We start from the raw sequence: 24,446 nt of genomic DNA on the forward strand, positions 1-24,446 counted from the left end.
CACTCTGTGGGGAGGTGGCGCGGACGCGCAAGCGGCCGTGACGGAGGGGGCGACTCGAGGGGCTAATGTTCGCGCCGCCCCCTCCACCACTTCGTGGTCCCCCTCCCCACAGAGTGGGGAGGAAAGCTCAGCGCCGGTGGTGCAGTCGCTTCCAGATGCGGTAGCCGAGGATGGGGGCGAAGCCGCAGACCAGCGCCGCCAGCAGCACCATCCAGAAGCCTCCCCCCAGCCAGTATTCCCCGGCCAGCGCCCCGGCCCCGGCCGCCAGCAGCGGGCCGAGCCAGGGCAGCCAGTGCGGCGGCCGCATCTTCATTCAGGCGTCGACCTTGATGACGCCGCGACGGATCTGGTCCAGCTCGATGGAGTCGAACAGGGCCTGGAAATTGCCGTTGCCGAAGCCTTCGTTGCCCTTGCGCTGGATGATCTCGAAGAAGATCGGACCGAAGGTGTCCTGGGTGAAGATCTGCAGCAGCAGGCCTTCCTCGTCCGAACCGTCGATCAGGATGCGGTTCTTGCGCATCCGCTCCACGTCCTCGCCGTGGTTGGGCAGGCGCTTGTCGATCAGCTCGAAATAGGTCTCGATCGTGTCCTGGAAGTCCACGCCGCGCGCCTTCATGGCCTCGACCGTCTCGAAGATGTTCTCGGTGGTCAGGGCGATGTGCTGGATGCCCTCGCCGTTATAGCGACGCAGGAACTCCTCGATCTGGGAGTTGTCGTCCTGACTCTCGTTCAGCGGAATGCGGATGGCGCGGTCGGGCGCGATCATGGCCTGGGAGAACAGGCCCGTCGCCTTGCCCTTGATGTCGAAATACTTCTGTTCCTCGAAGTTGAACACCGAACCATAGAAGCCCGACCAGGTGCGCATCTCGCCGCGACGCACGTTGTGGGTCAGGTGGTCGAGGATCTCCAGACCCATCGAGTTCTTGCGCTCGGCCTCTTCCCAGCCCTCGATCTCGTCCCAGGCGTCATACAGCGAGCCCTGCTCGCCGTACTGGTCGACGACATAGAGCAGCGAACCGCCGATGCCTTGCAGGATATAGGGATAGTCGTTCCCCAGCGCCCCGCCGTTCACGCCCTCGGCCTTGACCGCGCCGCGTTCCAGCGCGCCCTCATAGGCGGCCTTGGCGTCGGCGACGCGGAAGGCCATGCCGTTGGCCGAGGGGCCGTGGTCCCTGGCGAAGTCCGCCGCCTGGCCCTTGGGGCTGCGGTTGACCAGCATGGTGATGTCGCCCTGCTTCAGGCGCACCGCGTCCGTGGTCGGGTTCACATGGGTGGGGGTGAAGCCCATCAACTCCAGCCGGGCGACCATGGCTTCGGGCTCGGGGCCGGTGAATTCGACGAATTCGAAACCGTCCACGCCCAGCGGGTTTTCCTGATCGAGTTTGGCGGCGTCATTCATGGCGCGTCTCCTCTGAATTTTGGGACGACATCCGTCGCCGATTGGGGCGGAACCTAATGGGCGGCCCCCCCGGGACGCAAGGCAGGGCTGCATCGAAACAGGACACGTTGCGGTGTCGCAGGCGATTATCGGCGGGTGCACGCCGGCTTTGGGCCTGCTAGAGCCGTCGGCTCAACCGGGACGCCTGTATGCTTCGCAAGCTCTATGACTGGGTCTTCTCCCTGGCCCGCCACCGCCACGCGACCCGGTCTCTGGCCGTCGTCTCCTTTGCGGAAAGCTCCTTCTTCCCCATTCCGCCCGACGTCATGCTGGCGCCCATGGTGCTGGCCCGTCCGGATCGCGCCTATTTCTACGCCGCGGTCTGCACGCTCGCCTCGGTGCTGGGCGGCCTGCTGGGCTACGCCATCGGCTTCTTCCTGGAGCCGGTCGGCATGTGGATGCTGGCGGTGCTGGGCAAGGCCGACACTTTCGAAGCCTCCAAGGCCCTGTTCCAGCAGCACGGGGCCTGGGTCATCCTGATCAAGGGGCTGACGCCCATCCCGTTCAAGCTGATCACCATCGCCTCGGGCATCTTCCAGTTCAATCTGGCCCTGTTCGTCGCCCTGTGCGTGATCACGCGCGGCGCCCGCTTCTTCCTGGTGGCCTTCGTGCTCAAGCGCTGGGGCGAGCCCATGCTGGCCGTGATCGAGAAACGGCTGGCCCTGTTCACCGTCCTGTTCCTGGTTCTGCTGGTCGGCGCCGTCTTCGCCGTCAAGCTTGTCGGACACTGATCGACGCCGGCCCCGGCTGCGTCTAAGAAAGACGCCATGACGCGCCTGTATCAACGACTGACCCGCTGGTGGACCGCCTTCGCGCTGGCGGCCTCCCTGGCCATGCTGGGCGCGGCTCACGCCTTCGAGCGGTTCGCGGGGCTGGCCCCCTGCAACCTCTGCCTCAAGCAGCGCGAGGTCTACTGGGCCGCCGTGGCCATCGCCGGCGCCGCCACCTTCTGGGCCGTCCTCAGCCGCGCCAGCCGGGGCACCCCGCGCATCGCCTCCTTCCTGCTGGCCGCCGTCTTCTTCACCGGCGCGATCACCGCAGGCTTCCACGCCGGCGGCGAACTGAAGTGGTGGGCTCTGCCCGCGACCTGTTCGGCCCTCCCCTCGGCCGCCATTGATCTCAGCGCGCTGAGCGCCCTGGCCGACGGCACGGCCGAGGTGAAGCCCATCATCGGCTGCGGGGACGTGGCGTGGAGCTTCGCCGGCGTTTCAATGGCGGGCTGGAACTTCCTGATCTCGCTGGCGCTGGCTATTTTCAGCCTGCTGGCGGCGAAACGTCCCAAGGACGCACGCGCGCCCAAGGCGTAGGAAGAAGCAATCATGACCGAGGCATCCGACACCGTCGCCGCCGCCCGCCGCATCCCCCTGCCGCGCCCCGGCGTGGGCCAGACCCGCGCCCGCATGGCCGAGATGCTGCGCGTCGACCACGCAGGCGAATTCGCCGCCGTCCACATCTACCGCGCCCAGCGCGCGGTGCTGGAGGGCCGCAAGGGCAAGGCCGCCATCGCCGCCGACCTGACCGAGATGGAGGGCCATGAGGCCGTCCACCTGGCCCGTTTCGAGGCCCTGCTGACCCAGAACCGGGTGCGCCCCACGGCCATGATCCCGCTGTGGAAACTGGCCGCCACGGCGCTCGGCGCCGGCACAGCCCTGATCTCGGAGAAGGCCGCCCACGCCTGCACCGAGGCGGTCGAGAGCGTCATCGAGCAACACTACGCCGACCAGATCGAGGAGGTCCGCGACCGCGACCCCGAGCTGGCCGCCGAACTGACCAGGTTCCGCGAAGAGGAACTGGCCCACCACGACCACGCCATCGAGCACGGCAGCCGCGAAGCGCCGGGGTATCGGTTGCTGTCCAGCGTGATCAAGGTCGGCTGCAAGGCCGCCATCAAGATCAGCGAACGGATTTAGGACAAGGTCTCTCCCTCCCCGTTCGGGGAGGGTGGTCGCGCAGCGACCGGGTGGGGAGGGCGCGGCGATACTGGGCGCTGCGGCTGTCTTGCCGTGCCGCCCCCACCCGTCTTCGCCTTTCAGGCTCAGCCACCCTCCCCGTTCGGGGAGGGAGAAGGATCACCTCACGTCAAACGCCAGCATCATGGTCCGCTGCACGGCGTTGAAGTTGTCGTCCGACAGGATGTAGAGCCGCGTCCGCTCCCCCCGCTTCTCCGCCGCGATCCCCTCGAAATTATCGGTGGTCCCGGGCAGTTTCAGCTCGACCAGCACCGGGCCCAGCGTCCCGTCCTGCGCCATGCGCCGGACCCGCGCCCGCACGTCCACCGGCGCGCGATAGGACCGCTGCACCACGAACCAGCCGCCCGCCGGATCGCGGTCCATGCCGGTGATGCGATAGGCGCTGTCGGTCAGCGGCGTCTCGGGCGGCGCCGTCACGACGGCGCAACGCGTGGCCGAACAGTCCCAGACTCCGCTGGATTCGCCCGCCACCCGCCAGCCGTCGCCGGACGCCGCCAACCCCTCCATTCCGTCGTTCTCGCCGAAGGGGAAGTCGGGCCGTCGCACGGCCTGCGGAGACCGCAGCGCCGTCAGCGGCCCATAGTTCCAGATGCGGTGGTCGCGCTCGAAACTGACCAGCAGGTCGCCGCCCGGGGTGAGGGCCAGACCCTCGGCGTCGCCGTCGGCCTTCTGACTGATCGGCGTGCCGTCGGCCAGGGTCAGGCGGCGCACGCGCAGCCCCTCCAGCCCGATCAACCGCCCGCGTGCGTCCAGCGCCAGCGTCCCGCGCGCCAGGTCGCCCACGTCAGAGACGCTGACGAAGCCGCCGTCGCCGGTCAGCTTCAGGTCCGACAGGCTGTGCAGCGGCGAACCCGCATCGGCCAGCAGGGTCACGCCCCCGGCGTAGCGCACGCCCTTGGCCAGCACCGCGCCGCCGGGCAGGCCCAGACCCACGGCGCGGGTCGAGGCGCTGACCGCGCTCCAGCCGTCGGCGTCCCGAGTCGGGTTCCACGGCTGCGACGTCACGACCGCGCCGGCGCAGGCGGCCAGCGTCAGCGCCGCCAGGGCCGCGACATAGATCCGCCGGTTCACGCCGCCCGCTTCCCCAAGGTCCGGGGGGGCGTCTTGGTCACAGCCTTCGGCTTGGCCTCGAACAGCTCGGCCAGCTTCTCGGTCATGACGCCGGCCAGTTGCTCGACATCGACGATGGTCACGGCGCGGCGATACCAGCGGGTCACGTCATGGCCGATGCCGATGGCGATCAGCTCGACCGGCGACTTCGTCTCGATCTGCTCGATCACCTGCCGCAGGTGCTTGTCCAGATAGAGGGCGGCGTTGGCCGACTGCGTCGAGTCGTCCACCGGCGAACCGTCCGAAATGACCATCAGGATCTTGCGGGATTCCGTCCGCCCCTTCATCCGGTCGTGCGCCCAGGTCAGGGCCTCGCCGTCGATGTTTTCCTTCAGGAGGCCCTCGCGCATCATCAGGCCCAGGTTCTTCTTGGCCCGGCGCCACGGCGCATCGGCCGACTTGTAGATGATGTGGCGCAGGTCGTTCAGGCGCCCCGGATTGGCGGGCTTGCCTGCGCTGATCCAGGCCTCGCGCGACTGGCCGCCCTTCCAGGCGCGGGTGGTGAAACCCAGGATCTCGACCTTGACGCCGCACCGCTCCAGCGTCCGCGCCAGGATGTCGGCGCAGACCGCCGCCACCATGATCGGCCGCCCGCGCATCGAGCCCGAGTTGTCGATCAGCAGGGTCACGACCGTATCCCGGAACGGGCTCTCGCTCTCCATCTTGAACGACAGGGGGCTGGTCGGATCGGTGATGACGCGGGTCAGGCGGGCGGTGTCCAGCACGCCTTCTTCCAGATCGAACGACCAGCTGCGGCTCTGCTGCGCCATCAGGCGGCGTTGCAGCTTGTTGGCCAGCCGCGACACGACGCTCGACAGGGTCGCCAGTTGCGCGTCCAGCAAGGAGCGCAGCCGGTCCAGCTCCATCGGGTCGCACAGCTCCTCGGCGCCGATGGTCTCGTCATAGGCGGTGGTGAAGACGCGATAGGCGTCGACGGCGCGCCCGTCGTCCACGCTGTCCTGACGATTGGGCAGGGCGCCTTCGTTCAGCTCGGGGCCGTCGTCCGAGGCCTCGCCGTCGGGATCGGCGGGGGCGCCGTCGGGGCGGGTCTGGCGCTCGTCCTCGGCGGACTGGTCGTCGGCGGTACCTTCCAGCGATTGGCCGCCTTCACCGCCGTCCTCTTCTTCCTGTTCGTCCTCATCGGGCGCGTCCTGCTGCGACTGGTCGGGCTCGTCCTCGCCCTGCTCGTCGTTGGCGTCCTCGGCCTGGCCGTCGCCGGGGTCGAGGTCCAGCGCCCGCAGCACGTCCTTCAGCCGGGCGGCAAAGGCCGTCTGGTCGTCAGCCACCGCGGCCAGGGCGTCCAGTTCGGCCCCCGCCTTCAGCTCCAGATTGGACCGGACCAGGTCCAGCATGGACTTCAGCCCGTCGGTCGCGGCCTCGCCCGTCAGGCGCTCGCGCACCAGCAGGGCCGCGGCCTCGGCCACCGGCACCCGCTCGGCCTCGGCCCGCAGGGCGCCCGACTTCTCCAGCCGGGTCAGAAGCGCCGCGTTCATATTGTTGCGCACGCCCTTCAGTTCGCGCGCGCCGACCGCCTCGACCCGGGCCTGCTCTACGGCGTCGAACACCTCCGCCGCCGTCTGGTCAATCGGGCGCAGTCGGGCGTTCAGGGCCTCGTCGTGATTGGCCAGCCTCAGCGCCAGCCGGTCGGCCTGCCCGCGCAGGGTCGCGCTTTCGGGCGCGCCCGGATCGCGCGGCGGATGGGGCAGGGTCAGGACGCCGTTCGACAGCCGCGGCCCGTCCGAGCCGAAGTGGACCTCCAGCTCGGCCTGCTCGGCCAGGGCGCGCGCGGCATTGGCCAATGCGCGTTTGAAGGTCTCGACGGGGGTCTCTGCGGCGGCCATGGCCCACACATAGACCACCCGGCGCGGGGGGGAAGGGGGCGGCGGACTTCAGGGCGTGAAAAGCCCTCGCGCCCTATACGCCTTCGGGCATCCGCGCGCCCTGCACTTCGCGCAGGCGGTCGCCCGCCGAGCGGTCGCGGGCCGAGCTATTCACCGGCACCTGACGACAGACACGCTGCGTCACATTGGAGCCCGGCTCGCGCTCGCGGCGGCAGACTTCGCGCATCGGCGTGCCCTGCGGAACGTTCGGGGCGGCGGTGATGGCCATGCCGGGCGGGTTGGAGGCGCGACCAGCCGGCGCGGCGGCCGGGTCTAGAGCGAGAAAGGCGAGGGCTGTGATGATCGTAAACATATGAAATACTCTAACTTAATCGAGAGGAGGCGACTGACGTCCGGATCAGTCGCCTTCGATCCGTCCCAGGCGTTGCATGTCCTTCAACATGTCGCTGGCCATGCGCTCGCGCTCGCTGCTGTTCACCGGCACCCGCCGACAGACGCGACGCTGGATGTTGGTATCCATGGCACGTTCGCGGGTACAGACCACCCGCGTCGGACCGTCCGGCAGGGTCGGCGCGCGCGCCGTGACGACGCGGACCGGCGCGCGGGGCGCCGGCATGGGCTGCGCCGGCGCGACCGCCGTCGCGTCGGGCGACTGGGCCAGCAGCGTCAGGGCGAACAGGGTGATCAGCATGTCACCCGACCGGACGACCGCCGGGCTGACGCTGATTGGGGCCGTTGGACGAATCCAGCCCGATGCTCTGCATCTGCCGCAGGTAGTCGCCAGACATCCGTTCGCGCCCGGCCGTGTTGATCGGCACCTCGCGACAGACGCGGCGCATGATGTTGCTGTCCATCGCCCGCTCACGGCTGCAGACCGTGCGGGTGGGGCCGTCCGGCACGCTGGGCGCGCGCGCGGAGATGGTGCGAGACGGCGTGCTGGAGACGACGCGCGGACGAGCCTCGCCCTCATCCTGAATAGCAGGGGCGCCCATGAGGGCCAGGGCGGCGGCGGTGATCAACAGCATGACGAGCTCCTGCGCGCGAAAGGTTCAGGCCTCATCCTGACTCCAATCGTGGCGGGTGACAACATCGGTATCCGAACGGCCCCGCTTGTCAGCGCGGCCTGACCCGCACCCGCATAGCTCCGCCCGCTCCGGCCTCGACGTCGAAACGGCCCGTGGCGCGGATCAGGTCGGACAGCTTGGCGTGTCCATAGGTGCGTTGGTCGAAGTCGGGGTAGGCGTTCCTCAGCCGGTTGCCGATGCCGCCGATATTGACCCAGCCGTCGCCGTCCTCGTCCATGTCGGCGATGGCGGCGGCGATCAGGCGCACGGCGTCCGAAGGCTTCTTCTCCGCCACCGGCGGGGGCGCCGGCTCTCCGCCATCCTCGTTCCCGCCGCCCCGACCCGTCAGGTTCTCCGTGTAGATGAAGCGGGTGCAGGCCTGGCGGAAGCTCTCGGGCGTCTTCCTCTCGCCAAAGCCGTAGACCGGCACGCCCTGCTCGCGGATGCGCGCCGCCAGCCGGGTGAAGTCGCTGTCCGACGACACCAGGCAGAAGCCGTCGAACCGTCCGGAGTGCAGCAGATCCATGGCGTCGATCACAAGGGCGATGTCGCCCGAGTTCTTGCCCTTGGTGTTGGCGAAGTTCTGCTGCCACTGAATGGCCCAGCGGGGCAGGATCTCGATCCAGCCCTTCAGCGACTGACTGGCCGCATCGCCGTAGATGCGTCGCGCACTGGCCTCGCCCAGGGTGGCGATCTCGGTGAACAGGGCCTCCGCAATCCGGGCCGAGGCGTTCTCGCCGTCGATCAGGACGGCCAGGCGGGGCGCGCGGGCGGCGCTGGGCAGGTCGGTCGGCATGGGCGGGCCTTTGCAGATACAGGACGATCAGGGTCGTTCGCCGGGCGGACGGGGTCAATCGCAGCCGGCCGCTTACAGCGCTGGACACGGTTTCGTGATGTGATAGACCGGGGTTATCTCGTGGCGACCGCTGCGAGCTTTTTGATCCGGGGGGATCCATGAAAATCAAAGCTGTCGTCGCGTGCTGCGCGGCGTTGTCTCTTGCCGCCTGCGCCACGGCGCCGGACAAGATTTCCGCCAGCTATGTCTCGCCGCTGCAGTATCAGGCCTACGACTGCGGCCAGATTCGGACAGAGCTGGTCCGCATCAGCCAGCGCGTCGATGAGGTGACCGGCCAGCAGCGCAAGCAGGCCAACAACGACGCCATCGCCATGGGCGTGGGCCTGGTCCTCTTCTGGCCCGCCCTCTTCTTCCTGGCCGGCGGCAACGACAAGAAGGAAGAGCTGGGACGCCTGAAGGGGGAATACGACGCCCTGCAGCAGACCGCCGTCACCAAGCGCTGCAACTTCGAGGCCCAGCCGGCCCAGACCGCCGCGGCCGGCTGATGGAAGCCGGGGCGCCGCATGTGGTCATCGCCGGGCTGACGCTGGCGGTCATGACGATCGTCTTTGCCGTGCCAGGCGCGATCATCCTGCGTCGCCTCGGATTTTCACGCTGGTGGGTGATCCTCGCCATGCTGCCCTATGTGAACATCGTGGGGCTATGGGTTCTGGCCTTTGTCAGATGGCCCGCGCTGGATCGGTCCAAGACCTGACGACGACGACGACGGCGACCTCTTCGCAGGTCGCCGTTTTCACATCACCGGGCGGCGTTCGTGCTACAGGGCTCCATGACCCAAGCTCCCTTGCGCCGCCTGATCGATCTGCCCGGCGTCGATGATCTGGAACTGAAGGCGCTGATGAAGCCGCGCTACGCCGATCCCGACGCCCGCGACGAGTTTCCCGAGATCGACGCCTTGACCAGCGCCCTGTTCGGCCTGACGGGCGACACGGCTGAGGCCGTCGAACTGCCTGAAGAATGGGACGACATCCATCGCCTGTCCGGCGCCGATCTCGCCGAAGCCTTCGAGGCCCTGGGCTGGGACGTGACCGACAAGCGTCGCAAGCCCTTGCGCCTCATGCCCCACTACGCCCTGCCTCTGGCCCTCGCCATTCGCGGCGTGGCCGGCGAATTGCCCTTCATGGCTGAGCCCGACCATCCGACCACAGACTGGGGCGCCGGCCTGGCCGCCGACGCCGCCCGCTTCAGGAAACGATAGAAGCTCCCAAATAGCGGCCGGCGTCCGACTTGCGTTCTGCCGGCGTCGGGTGATCGAGGGCGTCTAGAAGGGGAAGAAGATCGGGATGGCCGCCATGCCCGCGGCCCAGGTGATCAGGTTGAGCGGGAGCCCGACCTTCACAAAGTCCATGTAGCTGTAGTTGCCCATCTGGAAGACGAGGACATTGGTCTGATAGCTGAACGGTGTGGCGAAGGCCGCTGAAGCCGCCATCATCACCGCGACCAGAAAGGGCCGGGCGTCTACGCCCAGAGCGGCCGCTATGGCGACGGCGATCGGGGAGAACAGCACGGCCACCGTGGCGTTCGAGAGAATGTCCGTGGAGAACAGCGTGACCCCGTAGAAGATGAACAGGGCGACCCATGGGCCATAAGGCCGGATCACGTCGATCAGGGCGTCGGCGCCAGCCTGGGCCAGGCCTGTGACTTCCAGCGACGAGCCGATCACCACCATGCCGGCGATCAGCAGCAGGATCTCGGGCCTCAGCCCCGCATAGGCTTCTTCCGCCGTAATGATACGGAGCAGGATCAGGGCCACGGCGCCGGCGAAGGCGGAGGCCGCGATGGGCGCCAGGCCGAAGGCCGCCACGGCGATCACCCCGACGAAGACCACCAGCGAAGCGAGCGCGCGTTTCAACTCCAGCGGCCGCTCGGCGCCTTTCTCGAACAGATCGACGTCGCCCAGGACCGCGTCGCCCGATCCGCTGGGCGTGGCGCGCTGCTCGCCGAGACGCGGAAGGGCGAAGGGCCACAGTCTCCGCTTTCGTTCGCCGCCCTGGGCGTCGGCCTCTCGCCGTGCGGCCATTTCCGCTTCCTCGCGCGAGGCCGTGCCCTCCAGCATCCGCGAACCGATGAAGTAGAGGTAGGTCCCGCCGACCACGGCGATCGTCAGTCCGACGCCCGTGATCTCGAACAGACCGAACGTCGGCTGGCCGGCGTTGCGGGCCATGTCGCTGACCAAAAGGTTGGTCGAGGTGCCGATCAGCGTCAGCAGTCCGCCCATGATGGTGGCGTAGCTGAGCGGCATAAGGAAACGCTTTGGCGACAGGCCCAGAGATGTGGCCATGTCCCGGATCACCGGAGCGGCCAACACGACGACGGGGGTGTTGTTCAAGAACCCGCCGACCGCGCCGCAAAGGCCAATCACCATCCATATGGCGTGTCGCCCGAAGACCTTCGTCAGCCCCTTGGCCTTGCGGATCAGCCAGGCCAGCAGGCCCGACAGCTCCATGGCGTAGGCGATGACGAAAAGACCCGCCAGAGCGATCACGGCGGGGCTGGCGAAGGCGCCTTGAAGCTCTACAGGGCGAACGACCCCCAGCATCAGCAGCACCGCCGCACCAGCCAGCGCCACGACGTCCGGGCGCAGCTTGCCGTGGATCATCGCGGCGACGACGCAGACGAGCACGACAAGTGCGGCGATCTGGTCGAAACTCATCGGCGGTGAACCCTCCCGGTCGGCGTGCGCTTATGGTGACGCTGTGCGCCGATTTGCATGAGCGGCCCAAAATGGCGGAAGGTTCCGGATGATTTCAATGAAACGCCTCAAGACGGCGTCCCTGGCCCTGAGTGCGATAGGTCTGGCCCAGTGCGAACGCGAGCGTCCCCCCGCCCCGCCCGAGGCGCCGGCCCCGGTCGCGCCGGTTCAGCCAGCGGCCCTGAATCGCGCCGATATGATCGCTGTCCTGGCGCGCGCCGCCTCGCATCACGCAGCAGGGGACGGCGAAGTCGAGGTCCTGGCCGGGCGGCGCTTCAGCGTGCGCCTGCCGTTTGGATGCCAGGGGCCGGGCGAACTTCCGTCCTCCGCACGACCTGGGTTCGCCTCATGGACCTGGGACGAGGATCGGCGGAACATCGAACTGCGCCTGACGCCGTCCAACTGGTTGACCGAGCCGCCGGTCGACGTCAGCGGACTGGACGCGGCCTGGGCCCAGGCCGAGGGGGTGTGGATTGCGCGTCCATGGCAATCTCCGGATGTCTGCCCGCCACCGCCGCCCGCTATTGCGCCTCAGCCCCTGTCGCCTGGCTCTGCTTCGGAGACGGCGGCCGCAGACGCGCCGCAAGAGGTCGCCAAACAGCCTGGCGAGCCGGAGCGGGATGGCGCGCCGCTGCCTCCGCCCACGCCCCGGGTTTCTCCCCCTTCGGCAGGGCTGGCGGCCTATTCTTCCATCGAGGGGTCGCGCGTCGGCCGTCGCGACGGCCGCCCTTACGTCTATTTGATTCGCGCAGAGGGAGAGGCGCCGGCTGCGCCGCCGAGGCTGGGCTGGCGGGTTCTGCTGGAAGGGCGCATCGGAACATTTCCGGACGGGCGTTCGATCCGCTGTCGGGCCGAGAACAGGGATCAGCGTCCCGTGTGCATCGTCGCCGTTCAGCTGGACAAGGTCGCCTTTGAAGATGGAGCCACGGGCGGTCAGCTGGCGGAGTGGCGGCCGGCAGGCTGAGCTGACCCAAGGATAGGGCGGAGTGCCGCCCTCAATCCTCGTCCATCTTCAACGCGGCGATGAAGGCTTCCTGCGGGATCTCGACCTTGCCGAACTGGCGCATGCGCTTCTTGCCGGCCTTCTGCTTCTCGAGCAGCTTCTTCTTGCGGGTGGCGTCGCCGCCGTAGCACTTGGACGTCACGTCCTTGCGCAGGGCGCGGACGGTTTCGCGGGCGATGATCTTGCCGCCGATGGCCGCCTGAATGGGGATGACGAACATGTGGGGCGGGATCAGCTCCTTCATCTTCTCGACCATGCCGCGTCCGCGCGTCTCGGCGCGGCCGCGGTGGACCAGCATGGACAGGGCGTCGACCGGCTCGGCGTTGACCAGGATGCTCATCTTGACCAGATCGCCGACCTTGTAGTCCGTCAGCTCGTAGTCGAACGAGGCATAGCCCTTCGAGATCGACTTCAGGCGGTCGTAGAAGTCGAAGACGACCTCGTTCAGCGGCAGCTCATAGACGACGAGCGCGCGGCTGCCGACGTAGGACAGCTCGACCTGCGAGCCGCGACGGTCCTGGCAAAGCTTGATCACGCCGCCCAGGTATTCGTCGGGGGTCAGGATGGTGGCCTTGATCCAGGGCTCGCTGATGGTCTCGATCTGCATCACGTCGGGCAGGTCGGCCGGGTTGTGCAGGTCGATCTCGCGTCCGTCGCGCAGGCCGATCTTGTAGACGACCGAGGGGGCCGTCGCGATCAGGTCCAGATTGAACTCGCGGCTCAGGCGCTCCTGGATGATCTCCAGGTGCAGCAGGCCCAGGAAGCCGCAGCGGAAGCCGAAGCCCAGGGCGGCGCTCGATTCCATCTCGAAGGTGAAGGAGGCGTCGTTCAGGCGCAGCTTGCCGATGGCGGCGCGCAGGTCCTCGAAGTCGGCGGCGTCGACCGGGAAGAGGCCGCAGAAGACCACCGACTGGACTTCCTTGAAGCCCTTCAGCGGTTCGGCGGTCGGCTTCTTCTCGTCGGTGATGGTGTCGCCGACGGCGGCGTGGGCCACTTCCTTGATCTGGGCGGTGATGAAGCCGACCTCGCCCGGGCCAAGCTGGTCCACGGGCGTGTTCTTGGGCAGGAAGACGCCGACGCGGTCGACCAGATGGGTCGAGCCCGACTGCATCATCTGGACCCGCTGGCCAGCCTTCAGCACGCCGTCGAAGACGCGCACCAGCAGGACCACGCCGAGGTAGGGGTCGTACCAGGCGTCGACCAGCATGGCCTTCAGCGGGGCGTTGACGTCGCCCTTGGGCGCCGGCAGGCGGGTGACGATGGCCTCCAGCACCTCTTCGATGCCGATGCCCGACTTGGCCGAGGCCATGACGGCGTCGGAAGCGTCGATGCCGATGACGTCCTCGATCTGCGCGCGAACCCGCTCGGGCTCGGCGGCGGGCAGATCGATCTTGTTCAGGACCGGCACGATCTCGTGGTTGTTGTCGATGGCCTGATAGACGTTGGCCAGGGTCTGGGCCTCGACGCCCTGCGACGCATCGACCACCAGGATCGAACCCTCGCACGCGGCCAGGCTGCGCGACACCTCATAGGCGAAGTCGACGTGCCCCGGCGTGTCCATCAGGTTCAGGACGTAGTCCAGCCCGTCCTTGGCCTTGTAGTGCAGGCGCACGGTCTGCGCCTTGATGGTGATGCCGCGCTCCTTCTCGATGTCCATGTTATCAAGGACTTGCGCCGACATTTCCCGCGCGGTCAGGCCGCCGGTGTGCTGAATCAGCCGGTCCGACAGCGTGGACTTGCCGTGGTCGATGTGGGCGACCACCGAGAAATTACGGATGCGTTCGATTGGGGGCGTCGTCATGGTCCGGCGCGCTTAGCATCCGTAGCGCCCGAACGCCATGCACCGGGTGTCCGGACGCGCTTGTGACAGAGTTCCCGGATTCGGAAAGTTTATTACGGGTGGCCGACAGATCAAATGACCCGGTTTGAGGTGCGGCAGTCACGCTAACCATAACATTTGGCGTGTTGCGCCCTGTGAAGGGCCAAAGACCGTCGATTTTCAGGCCGATTCTCCTGCCGCGAGAATGCGGAACGACGGTCGTTCAGGGCGATTGGGTTGTCCGGAGGTGGAGGAACCTCCGTATCCATTTTGATCTGGAGGCTAAAGATATGCGTGCCAAATTGATGACTTCGGCGGCTGTCCTGGTGGGGGTGCTCGCCTTTGCGACGATGACCCAGGCCCAGTCCACCTCGAGCGGCCCGAACGGCGGCGTCGGCGGCAACACCACCGCCACCGACTCCTACAACAGCACAGACGTGCCCATTTCGGACTCGTTCAACGACAACTCCGACAACTCCCTGGATGTGGCGGATTCCGGCAACGACAATTCGGACAACTCCACCAACACCGATTTGGCGGTCGGCATCACCGATTCGCTGAACGACAATTCGGATAACTCGGACAACTCCGACAATTCGACCAACACTGATCTGGCGGTGGGCATCACGGACTCTCTGAACGACAATTCGGACAATTCCGACAATTCGGTCAGCGATTCCGGCAACGACAACTCCGCCGATCTGGCTGTCGATATCGCGGATTCGTTCAACGACAATTCGACCAGCGACTCGGGCAATGACAACTCGACCAATACCGACAGCTCGACCGACCTGGCTGTCGATATCGCCGACTCGTTCAACGACAACTCGGTCAATGACTCGGGCAACGACAACTCGACCAATACCGACAACTCCACTGACCTGGATCTGGCGGTCGATATCGCGGACTCGTTCAACGACAACTCGGTCAACGATTCGGGCAACGACAACTCGACCAACATCGGCATCACCGACTCGTTCAACGACAACTCGACCTGGAGGGTTTCGCTGAGCAACCAGTCGCTGGCCGCCAACGTCAGCGATCTGAGCTTCGACCTCTCGGAAGGCGGCGACGGTCCGCAAAACGGCCGTGTCCGCAGCGGCGACATCACCCAGAATGGCGGCGCATTCGCCGGCTTCGCGGGGATTCAGACCGTGAGCAACATTTCCGGCCAGGCTTCGGTCGGTCAGGCTGCCACGGCCATCAGCGCCAACGCCAATGTGACCTTCGGCAACGGCGGCTAAGCGTCTGTCGGCGGCCGGGAAACCGGTCGCCGATCCCTTTTTCGGGAGGAAGCCATGCTTATTGTATTTACGGCCGCGCTCTTACTGGCCGGATCGGATCCGGCGCCTTCGTCGTCGGCGCCCGCGCCGGTTGACGGCCAGGCGCTAGCGACGGCGGCGTCGTCCGCCATCCAGCCGCTCGATCTGGAGGAGCTTCATGATCTGAACGGACGCCAGGGCGTCAACGTCATCGTCGCCAGCGATCAACTGCTCAAGGCCACCAACAGCGGCAACAGCGTCACAGCCAACTCGGTGGGGTCGGGCGGCATCACCGTCGGCGCCAACGCCTTCGCCGGCTATAACGGCGTCGGCAACTTCGTCATGAACACCGGCCACAACAACAATCTTCAGGGCGCCATCACGATCAATATCGTGACCACGAGTCCCAACCCGTGACGCAAGGGGAGGCGAGGATCTTTATCGGCGGATGCCTGTCGGCGGCGGCTCTGGGCCTGACCGCCCTGGGCGCCGGCCCGGCAAGCGCCGACGTCCTGCTCAGCAACGGACCGGCGCCGGCCCGCGTCAGCGTGGTCAGCTATCGGGACATTCCCTTCCGCACAGTCGTGCGCCAGCGGTATGACTTCAGCTGCGGCTCGGCCGCGCTGGCGACCCTTCTCCGATATCACTACGACCGCGAAGTGGGGGAGGAGCAGATCTTTCGCGCCATGTATGCGGCCGGCGATCAGGACACCATCCGCCGCGTGGGCTTCTCCCTGCTCGACATGAAGAACTTCCTGGAGACCAACGGCTATCATGCCGACGGCTATCGGCTGACGCTCGAAAACCTGGCCAGCATGAACAAGCCGGCGATCGTCATGATCGACACGGCCGGCTACAAGCATTTCGTGATCTTCAAGGGCGACGACGCGGGCCGGGTCCTGATCGGCGACCCCGCCCTGGGTCTCAAGATCTACACGCGCGAAGAATTCGTTTCGATGTGGAACGGCATCGCCTTCGTGCTGCGGGAACCGGCGGACAATTTCAACGACGCGGCGGAATGGAAGCCGTGGAACCGGTCCCGGCCGGAACAGGCCCTGCCCAACAGCTCGCTGGCCGAACTGACGCGTGAATTGCCGCCGCTCTATCAAGTCACCACGCGTTTTCCCATCGATCCCTACCTGAGGTGACGGTCATGCGACGCGCGCCTTTTATCGCCCTGCTTGTCGCGACGGTCCTGGCGCCGACGTTGGCGCCCGCAGCAGCGGCCGCCAGGCCGCCCGCCTGGCTGCGTCCCATGTTCGAGGAGACGGCGGGGGCGTCCTACGGGGGCGGAGCCGCGCCCTTGGCTGCGCTGCAGGGCGCGCAGTCCCTGTCCGACGAGGAGTTGTCAGGTCTTCGCGGAGGATTCCTCACCGCAAACGGCTTTACCTTCGGTTTCGGGGTGGTCATTCGATCCTATGTGAACGACCAGCTGGCGCTGCAAACCCGTTTGACCTGGACCCCTACGGGCCCCGTGACGGAGCAGATTCGCGGCGATGCGCCCGGCCTGACCGATCTGGCCAGCGCCATGACCTCGCTGCTGAACAGCGGCATCGACCTGCGGGGCCTCAGCGGCACGAGCGGCGGCGTCGCCCTGGTCAGCGGCGAGGGCGCAACGGCCCTGATCCACAACGTCACCACGGGCCAGTTGCAGAACCTGATCGTCAACAGCGCAAGCGACCGCAACCTGCGCCAGGACATGGAGCTGAACCTCTACCTGCCGGACCTGGCCGCGATGCAGACCGCCAGCAGCGCCCAGCAGCAGGTTTCCCAGCTGACCTATGATCTCAATACGTCGCTGATCAGTTCGCTGGGCCGCTGACGGCCTCCGCTCCAGCCGGGAGCAGAGGTCCAGCCGGTGTCAGAAAACGATGGGCAGGCGCAGGACGAACCGCATGTCCGGCGCATCTTCCGTCACCCCGAACTCAAAATTGCCGTTGAGGCTGTATCGCTCGGTCAGCAGATAGGACAGGCCGAACTGCAGGGCGCCGACCTGCAGGGAATCGGACTTTTCGGTGAGGTCGTTCAGTTCGCTGGTGGTGGGGCGGATATAGCTGTGCTTGTAGCCCAGCGAGAACGAGAACTTCGGATTGAGCGAGAAGCCGAAGCCGATCGACATGCCGATGGCGTCGCCGGGATCGACTTCGCCGATGAGAACGTCGCCCTCCATCTTGTTGATGTCGCGCGGCAGGTGGGCGAAGTAGCTGAGGCTGCCGTAGATCACCGCCGGATCGCTGGGGTAGAGGAAGCTGACGCTGGGCTCGACGCCCCAGAAGCCCGACCCCGTGGCCAGGCGGCTGGCGACGCCGAATTCATCACGGGGGATTTCAAACGGCCCTTCGCCTGTATCGCTCTTGGCGCGCAGGGCTGCGATGAAGATTGGACGGCCACGTTCGCCGCCATTGATCTGGTAGCGGATGGCGCCCTCGACGTCGCCGACGCCGTCGCCGCTCAGGTCGATGGTCCGGGTCACCGCCTCATCGCGCTGCTGGACGGTCGTGATGGTGTCGTTGCGCCACACATAGGGGGCGCGAAGCTCGACTTCCATGCGAGAGGTCACGCCATACTTGGCCGCGATGGTGGCCACGCCGGTGTCGCGGTCCGCCTCATTGGCCTCGATCACCCCGATCTGGACCCCAGGCACGATCTCGATGCCGCGGAAGACCAGGCGGTTGGCGCTCGACCGGGTGTACTCGGTGGACAGGTCGACGGTCAGACGTCCCGGTCGGGTCAGGACCGCCACGCCCTCCGGTATGGCGGCCAACTGCTCGCGACGCGCCTGAAGCAGGGGGGGCTCGACCGGCGGCGCGCCGGCAGGCGCAGGCGTGGGCTGGGGTTGGCCGTTGGCCGTCATTTCACTTGCGGTCTGGCCTGGCGCGGTCTGGCCGGCGCGCAGGGCGCTCATGTCGCTGTCGGCGAACAGGGCGGCGCCGTTCTGCACGCGCCAGCGGCCCTCCACGTCGGAGGCGGCGAGGCCGACGGGCTGGGCGGCGCCGGCCGCGCGCTCGGCCAGCAGGGCGTCCTGGGCCTCGATGCGCTTCTGCTGATCCAGAACCAGGGCTTCGAGCCGGGCCACCCGTGCGGCCAGATCCGCGTCCTGGGCCAGGGCGGCGCCCGGGGCGATCAGGGCCGCGACCGCGACCGAGGCCAGCAGCAAGCCGGATCGTCCTTCTTTTCGACGAGAGCCGCGCCAGTCGCGCTGCCGAGGCGAAGGACGATGCTGGGTCATGACGCGCTCTCTCTTCTACGTGTGATCAGTGAAGGACCGGATAGTCGGCGCCGTAGTCACAGACCGACCGCAGATAGGACTCGTCCAGAATGGTCAGCCAGCCGCTCTGCATCGAGATCAGGCGATTGCGCTTCATCTGGCTGAGCGTGCGGCTGACGTGGACCAGGCTGAGGCCGAGCGCGTCCGCCAGCGCCTCCTGCGTCAGCGGCAGGTGCATACGATCAACGCTGCACAGCCCGGCCCTTTGCAGCCGGTCGCGCAGTTCCAGCAGCAGGTGGCCGATGCGGGCCATGGCGGACTGACGTCCCAGCCGCACCACATGGTTGAGCAGGCAGATGTCCTCATAGCGACGGGCGGCGACCAGCGCGCGGCGCAGGCGGTCGTGGCGGGGGTCCTGCAGGCTGAGAATTTCGCGCAGCATGATCGCGTCGACGCATTCCACCCGCGTCAGGGCCACTGTCGTGGTCTCATCCAGAGGACGAGGTTCCGCCGCCAGCCCCAGGCCGTCGCCGGGAAGCAGGAAGCCGAAAATCTGTCGCTGTCCGTCAGCCAGGGTGCGCTGCCGACAGGCCCATCCGCTGAGGATAAGGCGCGGCGTCACGGCGCGACCTTCCGAGGTGAAGGCCTCGCCTGCGGCTATGACCTCCTGGAAGACGCAAAGTCGACGGACCAGGGCGCGCTCTTCTTCCGACAGACGGGCGACGGTGTTGAGAATGCGCAGCGCCGCCGTGTCCGCTGGCACGGAGAGGCTGCGTCGCACGTTGAGCGTGCGCGACGTCATTCTCTGCCCGCATTCTGGCGCGACGTCGGCCCTCCAGCCATACGACGCCCCTCCCTCGCCCAAGGCATATCCGGCGCTCCTCCGCTGCGGCAAACGGTCAGAGAACGCCGGTGTTCCATCTAGCTTGAGGAAACATTTATTTCTGTATCATCTGCGCCCTGGCGCAGAAGGCGAGGGGCTTGATGCACCATTCAGCCACGGTCGGAGCGGCCGCCGCCCCGCCTGCCTGCCGTCTCGCTGAAAACCTGGATGAGCATGCGCCAGCCGTTGTCGGCAGCCGCGGCGGCGACTTCATGCCTGAAGCGCCGACTCTCTGAATCTTATGGAGAAGAAATGGTGGACGCGACAGGGATTGAACCTGTGACCCCCTCGATGTCAACGAGGTGCTCTCCCGCTGAGCTACGCATCCGCCGGGTTGCTTCACGCCGACCGATGTGTCGGTGCGCGGCAAGGCGGCGTCTATAACCCGCAGTCCGCGGCCGCCGCAAGAGGCTTGCGCCTTCTTTTCTCAGATTTTTCCGTTAGGCCGCGATCATCCGTTCGACCTCGTTCACCAGGTCGCGCAGGTGGACGGGCTTGGACAGAACCTTGGCCTGAGGCGTGGCCTGGACCGCCGAAAGCGCCACGGCGGCGAAGCCGGTGATGAACATGATGCGAATGCCCGGCTGACGCACGGCGGCCACGCGCGCCACCTCGATCCCGTCGGCGCCCGGCATGACGATGTCGGTCAGCAGCAGGTCGTATGGACCCTGTTCCAGGGCGTCGATGGCGTCGTCGCCATTCTCGCAATCCACCACGGCGTGGCCGGCGCGTTCCAGCGCGCGGGTCAGGAAGCCTCGAAGCGAGCCGTCGTCTTCGGCCAGCAGAATTCGCGCCATGTGGGGATCAGGTCCTTGAGTACAGGCGCGAAGCCTAGGCGCCGATCGGTAAACCCGTAGTGAAAATCAGCCCGGGGGCGAGCGCGTAGAGGGGCGAAGTCGGGGATAAATCAGTCTATGGCCAAGCCATGAGTCCTGAGCCCACCGACGCGCCCTTCAGCATCACGCCCCCGGCCGGGGGGGCGACGCCGCTGGTGTTCGCCTCTCCTCATTCCGGCGTCATCTATCCCCAGGACATGGGGGCGGCTGCAGATCTGTCGGAAGCCTCGCGGCGCAGCGCCGAGGATGCGGCGATGGATCGGCTGCTGGCGGCGAGCGGGTCTTCAGCCGCGGTGCTGATCGTGGGCCTTGTCGGGCGAGCCTATGTCGATCTGAACCGGTCGCCGGACGACCTGGACCCGGTGCTCATCGCCGACTGTCCCGAACAGGCTGCGCCGGGCCTTAAAACCCTGGCGGGCTATGGCGTCTTGCCGCGCCTGGCCGGGGACGGGACGCCGCTCTACGCGCGCCGCCTTACGCTCGAGGAGGCGCAGGGGCGGATCGGACGCGTGCACAGGCCCTATCATCACGCCCTCGACGAACTGATGCAGGCCAGACGCGCGCGTCACGGTCGCGCCATCCTGATCGACTGGCACTCCATGCCGTCCCGGGCCACGGGCCCGAACGGGCCGGACGTGGTGCTGGGCGACCGGCATGGGACCAGTTGCGCAACCGGGCTGACACGCCGACTGCGCGCCCTGTTCGAGGCCCTGGGATGGCGTGTGGCCCTGAACCGTCCCTATGCCGGGGGCTACGCCACCCAGATCTGGGGGCGGCCTGAAGACGGCTTCGAGGCGGTTCAGATCGAACTCAGCCGACGGCTTTACTGGGACGAGGCGGCGGGCGCGCCTTCCGCAGGCTGGTCGCGCGCTCAGTCGGGATTGAACCAGGTGATCGCGGCCCTGGCCAGCGACTTCGCCGCCTAGGCTCCGCGGACCAAAAAAAAGCCGCGCCCGAGGGCGCGGCATATAAAGTCTATAGGGAGGAAACGCCCAGGAAGGGCATGACGCCCGGAGGCGTCGATAGACAAGTTAGGTTGCAGCGCACAAAATTTCAAGCGCCGATTATCCGTGTGCGATCACAGGCTGTTACGGAAATCCATTTCGCCGTTACGCGTCTGGAAGGGGTGTGGCCGCACGAATCGTTCGCGGCTGCAATAAGACCAAAGTCGGGCCTAGCCGCGTTCAAGCAGGCGCCGCGCCGCGCGAACGGCCTGTGCCGCCGGCGATCCGGCCTGACGCCAGACCAGCAGCCCGAAGGCTGAAATCACGCCCAGGGCGAGCCAGAGGGGGCCGAACAGCCAGGCCGCCGCCGCCAGGGCGAAGTAGTAGCCGCGCACCCCCTGGCTGAAGCCGCCGAGCGCCGGGTTCAGCACCCGCGCCACGGCGTGGCCATAGGCGACCTTGTCGGTATCGGAATGAATTTCGGGCGCGGCGCCGATCAGGGCCAGGGCGTAGTTCATCTGGCGCAGCGACCAGATGAAGTCGAGGAAGCCGCGCGCCAGACAGATCAGGACCAGGGCCAGCTTGGCTTCGAGTATCTTGACCGGCACCGCCTCGGCGCCGACGGCGGCGAAGCCGCGCAGCGCATTCTCGCCGCCGAAAAGAATGCCCGCCACCGCCGCGATCAGCAGCAGGTTGGTCGAGGCGAAGAAGGAGGCCGAGTTGATCGAATGGCCCATCAGTTGACTGTCGATCAGCCGCATCTCGCGATGGGTCATGGCCGTCATCCAGCTGTCTCGGACGATCAGCATGTCGTCGTTCAGCGAGCCGCTGCGTCGCGAAATCAGCTTGAGCAGGGGCCCATAGCCCAGCCAGGCCGTGAAGAAGAGGGCGAGCGCGATCCAGTCGATCAGGGTCATGCCCTGTTGATGCCTTCAGTCGGGCCTGTCGGGCAAGTGCGTTTGCCCGTTGGACGCCTCTGAAGCTTGCTGTTCGGCGACGCAGAGCTTATCACGCGCCCCAAACTCCCCGTTCGCACCTGCAACAAAGAGCGTAACATGAACATCGAAGCCATTCCGGTCGGCCCGAATGCGCCGTGGGACATCAACGTCATCATCGAGATCCCGCAAGGCGGTCTGCCGGTGAAATACGAGATGGACAAGGAATCCGGCGCCCTGTTCGTCGACCGCTTCCTGCACACCGCCATGTATTATCCGGGCAACTACGGCTTTGTGCCGCACACCCTGTCGGACGACGGCGATCCCTGCGACGTCATCGTGCTGAACCCGACCCCGGTGGTGCCGGGCTGCGTCATCCGCTCGCGCCCGATCGGCGTGCTGAAGATGGTCGATGAAGCCGGCGGCGACGAGAAGATCCTGGCCGTGCCGGTCGACAAGCTGAACCCCTATTACACCGAGGTCTCCAGCTACCGTCAGCTGCCCGCCATCCTGATCGAGCAGATCGAGCACTTCTTCACCCGCTACAAGGATCTGGAGAAGGGCAAGTCGGTCACGGTCAACGGCTGGGGCGACGCCGGCGAAGCCGCCGAACTGATCGCCGCCGGCATGGCCGCCCACCAGGCCAAGCTGGCCAAGGCCGCCGCCGAAGCCGCCTGAGGCTCTCGGTTCTGAATTAAGAGAAGGCCCCGCCGGTTCGCCCGGCGGGGCCTTTTTCCTTTAGGGCGCTATCGCTCGCCGCGCGGCGGCTCGCTGCTTGAGCGCGATTTCTCCCTCCCCTTCATGGGGAGGGTGGCTGAGCCCGCAGGGCGAAGCCGGGTGGGGGCGGCAAGGCAAGTCAGCCGCCGCGCCCAGGTTCGCCACGCCCTCCCCACCCGGTCTCCGCTTCGCGTCGACCTCCCTCCCCATGAAGGGGAGGGAGAGGCGTTACTTCTTCGCCCGGAACGCCGCAATCGCCTCGACCGTCTGGCGCACCTTGGCCTCGATGCCGGCCCAGTCCTTCGCTTGAATCGCCGCGTCGGTGATCAGCTTGGAGCCCATGCCGGCCGCCACGATGCCCGAGCCGAACCATTTGGCGATCGAGGCCTCGTCGGGATCGACGCCGCCGGTCGGCATGATCTTGGTCCAGGGCATGGGGCCCAGCACCGCCTTGACGAAGTCCGGCCCGCCGACCGAGGCGCCCGGGAACAGCTTGACGATCTCGCAGCCCAGGGCCTGCGCCTCCGAGATGTCGCGCACCGAGCCGCAGCCGGGCGAATAGGCGACCTGACGGCGGTTGCAGACCTGGGCCACCTCGGGAACCAGGCAGGGGCTGATGACGAAGCGCGCGCCGGACGCCAGGTAGAGGGCCGCCGTCGGCGCATCCAGGATCGAACCGACGCCCATGATGATGTCGGGATCGGTCTGGGCGAACTGCTTCGACAGGGCGGTGAAGGTCTCCCAGGCGAAGTCGCCGCGGTTGGTGAACTCGACCGCCGTGGCCCCGCCGCGGGCGCAGGCGCGGATCACCTCGGCGCAGACCTCGGGGTCGGCGTGATAGAAGACCGGGACGACCCCTTGAGTTTCGAGGGCGGTCAGCACGCTGAGGCGGTCGTGTCGCATGGGGTCTCCTTCAGGCTTTTCAGGCCCGCAGATCGGCTGTTGTCGGTGTTCACGTCAAGTGAACGCCGATCAATCCTCGTAAGCGGCGCCTTATTCGGCGGTCGCCAGTGTCACCAGCCGCTTGACCATGCGGCTGTCCTTGTCGGCCAGCGGGTCCAGCATGGTGAAGTGATCCAGCCCGTCCAGCACCTCGACATGGGTGTCGGCGCCCTTGCCGCCCCATTCGGCCGCCATGCTGCGGCTCTGGCGGATGAACTCGTTGCTCTCGGCCCCGCCGACCCAGCAGTCCAGCGCCCGTCCGCCCGGCGCCCCGCCGTTGGGCGCGGGCCAGTGGATCGGCGATAGCGCCCGCGCCGTGACTGCGTCCAGACCCAGGGCCTGGTTCAGCGAGGTGTGGATCAGCGGCTCGATGTCGAACACGCCCGAGATGGCCAGAGCCGCTCGCGCCCGGCCCTCGGACAACATGCACGCCGCCATATGCCCGCCGGCCGAGTGCCCAAAGACCAGGGGTCGCTTGCCGGTGCGGTCGCGCACCAGCTCTGTCGCCCGGCGCATCTGGCCGATGATGGCGCCCACCTTGACCGCCGGGGCCAGGTCGTAGCCGGGAATGACCACGCTGATCCCGTGATCCAGCAGGGCCGGCGCGACCCAGCCGAACCAGGCCCGGTCCAGCGCCTGCCAATAGCCGCCGTGGATGAAGATGGCGGTCGGCGCGCCCGAACCGGCGTCGAACCACTCCATTCTCTGGCGCTCGCCGGGGCCGTATTCGACGGTCTCGGGCCGCCGGGCGTCGATGACGCGGGCCGAATCCTCTCGCCATCGTTTCAGGATCGCCGGGTGGCCCGGCACGCGTTCTCGGTTGTTGTAAGCCGCCTCGTAATCGACTGGAGGGGCCGTCACTGTCGCCGGAGCCTTACCCATGCCGTTTCCATCCGCTATGCACCTCCGCTTGAACGGGAGGTTCC

The 24,446-nt window shown here is 67.1% G+C and carries 29 protein-coding genes and 1 tRNA gene; 13 read left to right on the forward strand and 17 right to left on the reverse strand.

Annotated elements, in window-relative coordinates:
• Nucleotides 1-127 precede the first annotated feature (127 nt).
• On the reverse strand, nt 128-313 hold the full coding sequence (locus ACOZBP_RS10285; protein WP_312064645.1) for a hypothetical protein: 186 nt from the start codon (nt 311-313) through the stop codon (nt 128-130).
• Nucleotides 314-1,399 carry a 4-hydroxyphenylpyruvate dioxygenase gene (gene hppD / locus ACOZBP_RS10290; RefSeq protein WP_422676334.1) on the reverse strand — a complete coding sequence of 362 codons (1,086 nt, stop codon included), beginning with the start codon at nt 1,397-1,399 and terminating at the stop codon, nt 314-316.
• A 188-nt stretch (nt 1,400-1,587) separates the two neighbouring features.
• Here hppD and ACOZBP_RS10295 point away from each other — a divergent pair, with 188 nt between their 5' ends.
• The 3 genes from ACOZBP_RS10295 to ACOZBP_RS10305 are packed head-to-tail and all read left to right on the forward strand — an operon-like array spanning nt 1,588 to nt 3,348.
• Complete coding sequence (locus ACOZBP_RS10295; RefSeq protein WP_422676335.1) at nt 1,588-2,169, forward strand: YqaA family protein; 582 nt, start codon at nt 1,588-1,590, stop codon at nt 2,167-2,169.
• Nucleotides 2,170-2,205: 36 nt separating this feature from the next.
• Complete coding sequence (locus ACOZBP_RS10300) at nt 2,206-2,745, forward strand: disulfide bond formation protein B (protein ID WP_422676336.1); 540 nt, start codon at nt 2,206-2,208, stop codon at nt 2,743-2,745.
• A gap of 12 nt (nt 2,746-2,757) precedes the next feature.
• Nucleotides 2,758-3,348: a demethoxyubiquinone hydroxylase family protein gene (locus ACOZBP_RS10305; RefSeq protein WP_422676337.1), complete on the forward strand. Its 591-nt coding sequence runs from the start codon at nt 2,758-2,760 to the stop codon at nt 3,346-3,348.
• A 159-nt stretch (nt 3,349-3,507) separates the two neighbouring features.
• On the opposite strand, the gene ACOZBP_RS10310 is transcribed toward ACOZBP_RS10305, so the two are convergent.
• The 6 genes from ACOZBP_RS10310 to ACOZBP_RS10335 form a co-directional block, all read right to left on the reverse strand.
• The gene (locus tag ACOZBP_RS10310; protein WP_422676338.1) at nt 3,508-4,479 is read right to left on the reverse strand and encodes an esterase-like activity of phytase family protein; all 972 of its coding nucleotides are present in this window, start codon (nt 4,477-4,479) and stop codon (nt 3,508-3,510) included.
• The gene (gene cobT / locus ACOZBP_RS10315; protein WP_422676339.1) at nt 4,476-6,359 is read right to left on the reverse strand and encodes a cobaltochelatase subunit CobT; all 1,884 of its coding nucleotides are present in this window, start codon (nt 6,357-6,359) and stop codon (nt 4,476-4,478) included. Before cobT ends, ACOZBP_RS10310 begins: the two co-directional genes overlap by 4 nt.
• Before the next feature lie 73 nt (nt 6,360-6,432).
• Nucleotides 6,433-6,711 (reverse strand): hypothetical protein, encoded by a 279-nt coding sequence (locus ACOZBP_RS10320; protein WP_422676340.1) that lies wholly within the window; start codon nt 6,709-6,711, stop codon nt 6,433-6,435.
• A 45-nt stretch (nt 6,712-6,756) separates the two neighbouring features.
• Nucleotides 6,757-7,050 (reverse strand): hypothetical protein, encoded by a 294-nt coding sequence (locus ACOZBP_RS10325; protein WP_422676341.1) that lies wholly within the window; start codon nt 7,048-7,050, stop codon nt 6,757-6,759.
• Between the two features lies 1 nt (nt 7,051).
• The gene (locus tag ACOZBP_RS10330; protein WP_422676342.1) at nt 7,052-7,384 is read right to left on the reverse strand and encodes a hypothetical protein; all 333 of its coding nucleotides are present in this window, start codon (nt 7,382-7,384) and stop codon (nt 7,052-7,054) included.
• Between the two features lie 88 nt (nt 7,385-7,472).
• Nucleotides 7,473-8,219: an NYN domain-containing protein gene (locus ACOZBP_RS10335; protein ID WP_422676343.1), complete on the reverse strand. Its 747-nt coding sequence runs from the start codon at nt 8,217-8,219 to the stop codon at nt 7,473-7,475.
• 158 nt (nt 8,220-8,377) lie between these two features.
• On the opposite strand from ACOZBP_RS10335, the gene ACOZBP_RS10340 reads away from it, so the two are divergent.
• From ACOZBP_RS10340 to ACOZBP_RS10350, 3 genes are all read left to right on the forward strand, one after another.
• Nucleotides 8,378-8,764 carry a hypothetical protein gene (locus ACOZBP_RS10340; RefSeq protein ID WP_422676344.1) on the forward strand — a complete coding sequence of 129 codons (387 nt, stop codon included), beginning with the start codon at nt 8,378-8,380 and terminating at the stop codon, nt 8,762-8,764.
• Nucleotides 8,764-8,973, forward strand: coding sequence for a hypothetical protein (locus ACOZBP_RS10345; RefSeq protein ID WP_422676345.1), 210 nt, complete (start codon nt 8,764-8,766; stop codon nt 8,971-8,973). Before ACOZBP_RS10340 ends, ACOZBP_RS10345 begins: the two co-directional genes overlap by 1 nt.
• A 75-nt stretch (nt 8,974-9,048) precedes the next feature.
• Nucleotides 9,049-9,477 (forward strand): hypothetical protein, encoded by a 429-nt coding sequence (locus ACOZBP_RS10350; RefSeq protein WP_422676346.1) that lies wholly within the window; start codon nt 9,049-9,051, stop codon nt 9,475-9,477.
• A gap of 63 nt (nt 9,478-9,540) precedes the next feature.
• Here the strand turns inward: ACOZBP_RS10350 and ACOZBP_RS10355 are convergent, their stop codons facing one another.
• Nucleotides 9,541-10,932, reverse strand: a complete 1,392-nt coding sequence (locus ACOZBP_RS10355; protein WP_422676347.1) for an SLC13 family permease — start codon at nt 10,930-10,932, stop codon at nt 9,541-9,543.
• Nucleotides 10,933-11,029: 97 nt separating this feature from the next.
• Here ACOZBP_RS10355 and ACOZBP_RS10360 point away from each other — a divergent pair, with 97 nt between their 5' ends.
• Entirely contained in the window at nt 11,030-11,935 is a 906-nt protein-coding gene (locus ACOZBP_RS10360; protein ID WP_422676348.1) for a hypothetical protein, read from the forward strand.
• 31 nt (nt 11,936-11,966) lie between these two features.
• Here the strand turns inward: ACOZBP_RS10360 and lepA are convergent, their stop codons facing one another.
• Nucleotides 11,967-13,775 (reverse strand): translation elongation factor 4, encoded by a 1,809-nt coding sequence (gene lepA / locus ACOZBP_RS10365; protein ID WP_422676349.1) that lies wholly within the window; start codon nt 13,773-13,775, stop codon nt 11,967-11,969.
• A 308-nt stretch (nt 13,776-14,083) separates the two neighbouring features.
• On the opposite strand from lepA, the gene ACOZBP_RS10370 reads away from it, so the two are divergent.
• From ACOZBP_RS10370 to ACOZBP_RS10385, 4 genes are read left to right on the forward strand one after another with little or no spacing between them, the layout of a single operon-like run.
• A complete protein-coding gene (locus ACOZBP_RS10370; protein ID WP_422676350.1) occupies nt 14,084-15,037 on the forward strand; it encodes a hypothetical protein in 954 nt (317 codons plus the stop codon).
• Between the two features lie 54 nt (nt 15,038-15,091).
• Complete coding sequence (locus ACOZBP_RS10375) at nt 15,092-15,472, forward strand: hypothetical protein (protein WP_422676351.1); 381 nt, start codon at nt 15,092-15,094, stop codon at nt 15,470-15,472.
• On the forward strand, nt 15,469-16,203 hold the full coding sequence (locus tag ACOZBP_RS10380) for a C39 family peptidase (RefSeq protein ID WP_422676352.1): 735 nt from the start codon (nt 15,469-15,471) through the stop codon (nt 16,201-16,203). Before ACOZBP_RS10375 ends, ACOZBP_RS10380 begins: the two co-directional genes overlap by 4 nt.
• Nucleotides 16,204-16,208: 5 nt before the next feature.
• Complete coding sequence (locus ACOZBP_RS10385) at nt 16,209-16,877, forward strand: hypothetical protein (RefSeq protein WP_422676353.1); 669 nt, start codon at nt 16,209-16,211, stop codon at nt 16,875-16,877.
• Nucleotides 16,878-16,916: 39 nt separating this feature from the next.
• Here the strand turns inward: ACOZBP_RS10385 and ACOZBP_RS10390 are convergent, their stop codons facing one another.
• From ACOZBP_RS10390 to cpdR, 4 genes are all read right to left on the reverse strand, one after another.
• Nucleotides 16,917-18,284: a transporter gene (locus ACOZBP_RS10390; RefSeq protein ID WP_422676354.1), complete on the reverse strand. Its 1,368-nt coding sequence runs from the start codon at nt 18,282-18,284 to the stop codon at nt 16,917-16,919.
• A 25-nt stretch (nt 18,285-18,309) separates the two neighbouring features.
• Entirely contained in the window at nt 18,310-19,065 is a 756-nt protein-coding gene (locus tag ACOZBP_RS10395) for a Crp/Fnr family transcriptional regulator (protein ID WP_422676355.1), read from the reverse strand.
• A gap of 334 nt (nt 19,066-19,399) precedes the next feature.
• Nucleotides 19,400-19,474 (reverse strand) — tRNA-Val (locus tag ACOZBP_RS10400).
• Nucleotides 19,475-19,586: 112 nt separating this feature from the next.
• The gene (gene cpdR / locus ACOZBP_RS10405) at nt 19,587-19,943 is read right to left on the reverse strand and encodes a cell cycle two-component system response regulator CpdR (RefSeq protein ID WP_422676356.1); all 357 of its coding nucleotides are present in this window, start codon (nt 19,941-19,943) and stop codon (nt 19,587-19,589) included.
• 128 nt (nt 19,944-20,071) lie between these two features.
• On the opposite strand from cpdR, the gene ACOZBP_RS10410 reads away from it, so the two are divergent.
• Entirely contained in the window at nt 20,072-20,908 is an 837-nt protein-coding gene (locus tag ACOZBP_RS10410; protein ID WP_422676357.1) for an N-formylglutamate amidohydrolase, read from the forward strand.
• A gap of 248 nt (nt 20,909-21,156) precedes the next feature.
• On the opposite strand, the gene ACOZBP_RS10415 is transcribed toward ACOZBP_RS10410, so the two are convergent.
• Nucleotides 21,157-21,843, reverse strand: coding sequence for a DUF599 domain-containing protein (locus ACOZBP_RS10415; RefSeq protein WP_422676358.1), 687 nt, complete (start codon nt 21,841-21,843; stop codon nt 21,157-21,159).
• 138 nt (nt 21,844-21,981) lie between these two features.
• On the opposite strand from ACOZBP_RS10415, the gene ppa reads away from it, so the two are divergent.
• Nucleotides 21,982-22,539, forward strand: a complete 558-nt coding sequence (ppa, locus tag ACOZBP_RS10420) for an inorganic diphosphatase (protein ID WP_105562476.1) — start codon at nt 21,982-21,984, stop codon at nt 22,537-22,539.
• Between the two features lie 267 nt (nt 22,540-22,806).
• Here ppa and ACOZBP_RS10425 read toward each other — a convergent pair whose 3' ends face one another.
• Together ACOZBP_RS10425 and ACOZBP_RS10430 are read right to left on the reverse strand one after the other, a co-directional pair.
• Nucleotides 22,807-23,481: a bifunctional 4-hydroxy-2-oxoglutarate aldolase/2-dehydro-3-deoxy-phosphogluconate aldolase gene (locus ACOZBP_RS10425; protein ID WP_422676359.1), complete on the reverse strand. Its 675-nt coding sequence runs from the start codon at nt 23,479-23,481 to the stop codon at nt 22,807-22,809.
• Between the two features lie 90 nt (nt 23,482-23,571).
• Nucleotides 23,572-24,402 (reverse strand): alpha/beta hydrolase, encoded by an 831-nt coding sequence (locus ACOZBP_RS10430; protein ID WP_422676360.1) that lies wholly within the window; start codon nt 24,400-24,402, stop codon nt 23,572-23,574.
• Between the last annotated feature and the right edge of the window lie 44 nt (nt 24,403-24,446).

Origin of the sequence: Brevundimonas sp. NPDC058933, assembly GCF_049315965.1 — a bacterium.
In the GTDB taxonomy this organism is placed as follows: Bacteria; Pseudomonadota; Alphaproteobacteria; order Caulobacterales; family Caulobacteraceae; genus Brevundimonas.

Excerpts from the sequence above, each read along its gene's own strand:
- ACOZBP_RS10430 (WP_422676360.1), bottom strand. The coding sequence starts at position 24,402 with ATGGGTAAGGCTCCGGCGACAGTGACGGCCCCTCCAGTCGATTACGAG.
- cpdR (WP_422676356.1), bottom strand. The coding sequence starts at position 19,943 with ATGGCGCGAATTCTGCTGGCCGAAGACGACGGCTCGCTTCGAGGCTTC.
- ACOZBP_RS10340 (WP_422676344.1), top strand. The coding sequence starts at position 8,378 with ATGAAAATCAAAGCTGTCGTCGCGTGCTGCGCGGCGTTGTCTCTTGCC.
- ACOZBP_RS10385 (WP_422676353.1), top strand. The coding sequence starts at position 16,209 with ATGCGACGCGCGCCTTTTATCGCCCTGCTTGTCGCGACGGTCCTGGCG.
- lepA (WP_422676349.1), bottom strand. The coding sequence starts at position 13,775 with ATGACGACGCCCCCAATCGAACGCATCCGTAATTTCTCGGTGGTCGCC.
- ACOZBP_RS10350 (WP_422676346.1), top strand. The coding sequence starts at position 9,049 with ATGACCCAAGCTCCCTTGCGCCGCCTGATCGATCTGCCCGGCGTCGAT.
- ACOZBP_RS10370 (WP_422676350.1), top strand. The coding sequence starts at position 14,084 with ATGCGTGCCAAATTGATGACTTCGGCGGCTGTCCTGGTGGGGGTGCTC.
- ACOZBP_RS10300 (WP_422676336.1), top strand. The coding sequence starts at position 2,206 with ATGACGCGCCTGTATCAACGACTGACCCGCTGGTGGACCGCCTTCGCG.
- ACOZBP_RS10425 (WP_422676359.1), bottom strand. The coding sequence starts at position 23,481 with ATGCGACACGACCGCCTCAGCGTGCTGACCGCCCTCGAAACTCAAGGG.
- ACOZBP_RS10305 (WP_422676337.1), top strand. The coding sequence starts at position 2,758 with ATGACCGAGGCATCCGACACCGTCGCCGCCGCCCGCCGCATCCCCCTG.
- ACOZBP_RS10375 (WP_422676351.1), top strand. The coding sequence starts at position 15,092 with ATGCTTATTGTATTTACGGCCGCGCTCTTACTGGCCGGATCGGATCCG.
- ACOZBP_RS10360 (WP_422676348.1), top strand. The coding sequence starts at position 11,030 with ATGAAACGCCTCAAGACGGCGTCCCTGGCCCTGAGTGCGATAGGTCTG.
- ACOZBP_RS10395 (WP_422676355.1), bottom strand. The coding sequence starts at position 19,065 with ATGACGTCGCGCACGCTCAACGTGCGACGCAGCCTCTCCGTGCCAGCG.
- ppa (WP_105562476.1), top strand. The coding sequence starts at position 21,982 with ATGAACATCGAAGCCATTCCGGTCGGCCCGAATGCGCCGTGGGACATC.
- ACOZBP_RS10355 (WP_422676347.1), bottom strand. The coding sequence starts at position 10,932 with ATGAGTTTCGACCAGATCGCCGCACTTGTCGTGCTCGTCTGCGTCGTC.
- ACOZBP_RS10320 (WP_422676340.1), bottom strand. The coding sequence starts at position 6,711 with ATGTTTACGATCATCACAGCCCTCGCCTTTCTCGCTCTAGACCCGGCC.
- ACOZBP_RS10330 (WP_422676342.1), bottom strand. The coding sequence starts at position 7,384 with ATGCTGTTGATCACCGCCGCCGCCCTGGCCCTCATGGGCGCCCCTGCT.
- ACOZBP_RS10335 (WP_422676343.1), bottom strand. The coding sequence starts at position 8,219 with ATGCCGACCGACCTGCCCAGCGCCGCCCGCGCGCCCCGCCTGGCCGTC.
- ACOZBP_RS10345 (WP_422676345.1), top strand. The coding sequence starts at position 8,764 with ATGGAAGCCGGGGCGCCGCATGTGGTCATCGCCGGGCTGACGCTGGCG.
- ACOZBP_RS10285 (WP_312064645.1), bottom strand. The coding sequence starts at position 313 with ATGAAGATGCGGCCGCCGCACTGGCTGCCCTGGCTCGGCCCGCTGCTG.
- ACOZBP_RS10415 (WP_422676358.1), bottom strand. The coding sequence starts at position 21,843 with ATGACCCTGATCGACTGGATCGCGCTCGCCCTCTTCTTCACGGCCTGG.
- ACOZBP_RS10410 (WP_422676357.1), top strand. The coding sequence starts at position 20,072 with ATGAGTCCTGAGCCCACCGACGCGCCCTTCAGCATCACGCCCCCGGCC.
- ACOZBP_RS10295 (WP_422676335.1), top strand. The coding sequence starts at position 1,588 with ATGCTTCGCAAGCTCTATGACTGGGTCTTCTCCCTGGCCCGCCACCGC.
- hppD (WP_422676334.1), bottom strand. The coding sequence starts at position 1,399 with ATGAATGACGCCGCCAAACTCGATCAGGAAAACCCGCTGGGCGTGGAC.
- ACOZBP_RS10325 (WP_422676341.1), bottom strand. The coding sequence starts at position 7,050 with ATGCTGATCACCCTGTTCGCCCTGACGCTGCTGGCCCAGTCGCCCGAC.
- ACOZBP_RS10390 (WP_422676354.1), bottom strand. The coding sequence starts at position 18,284 with ATGACCCAGCATCGTCCTTCGCCTCGGCAGCGCGACTGGCGCGGCTCT.
- cobT (WP_422676339.1), bottom strand. The coding sequence starts at position 6,359 with ATGGCCGCCGCAGAGACCCCCGTCGAGACCTTCAAACGCGCATTGGCC.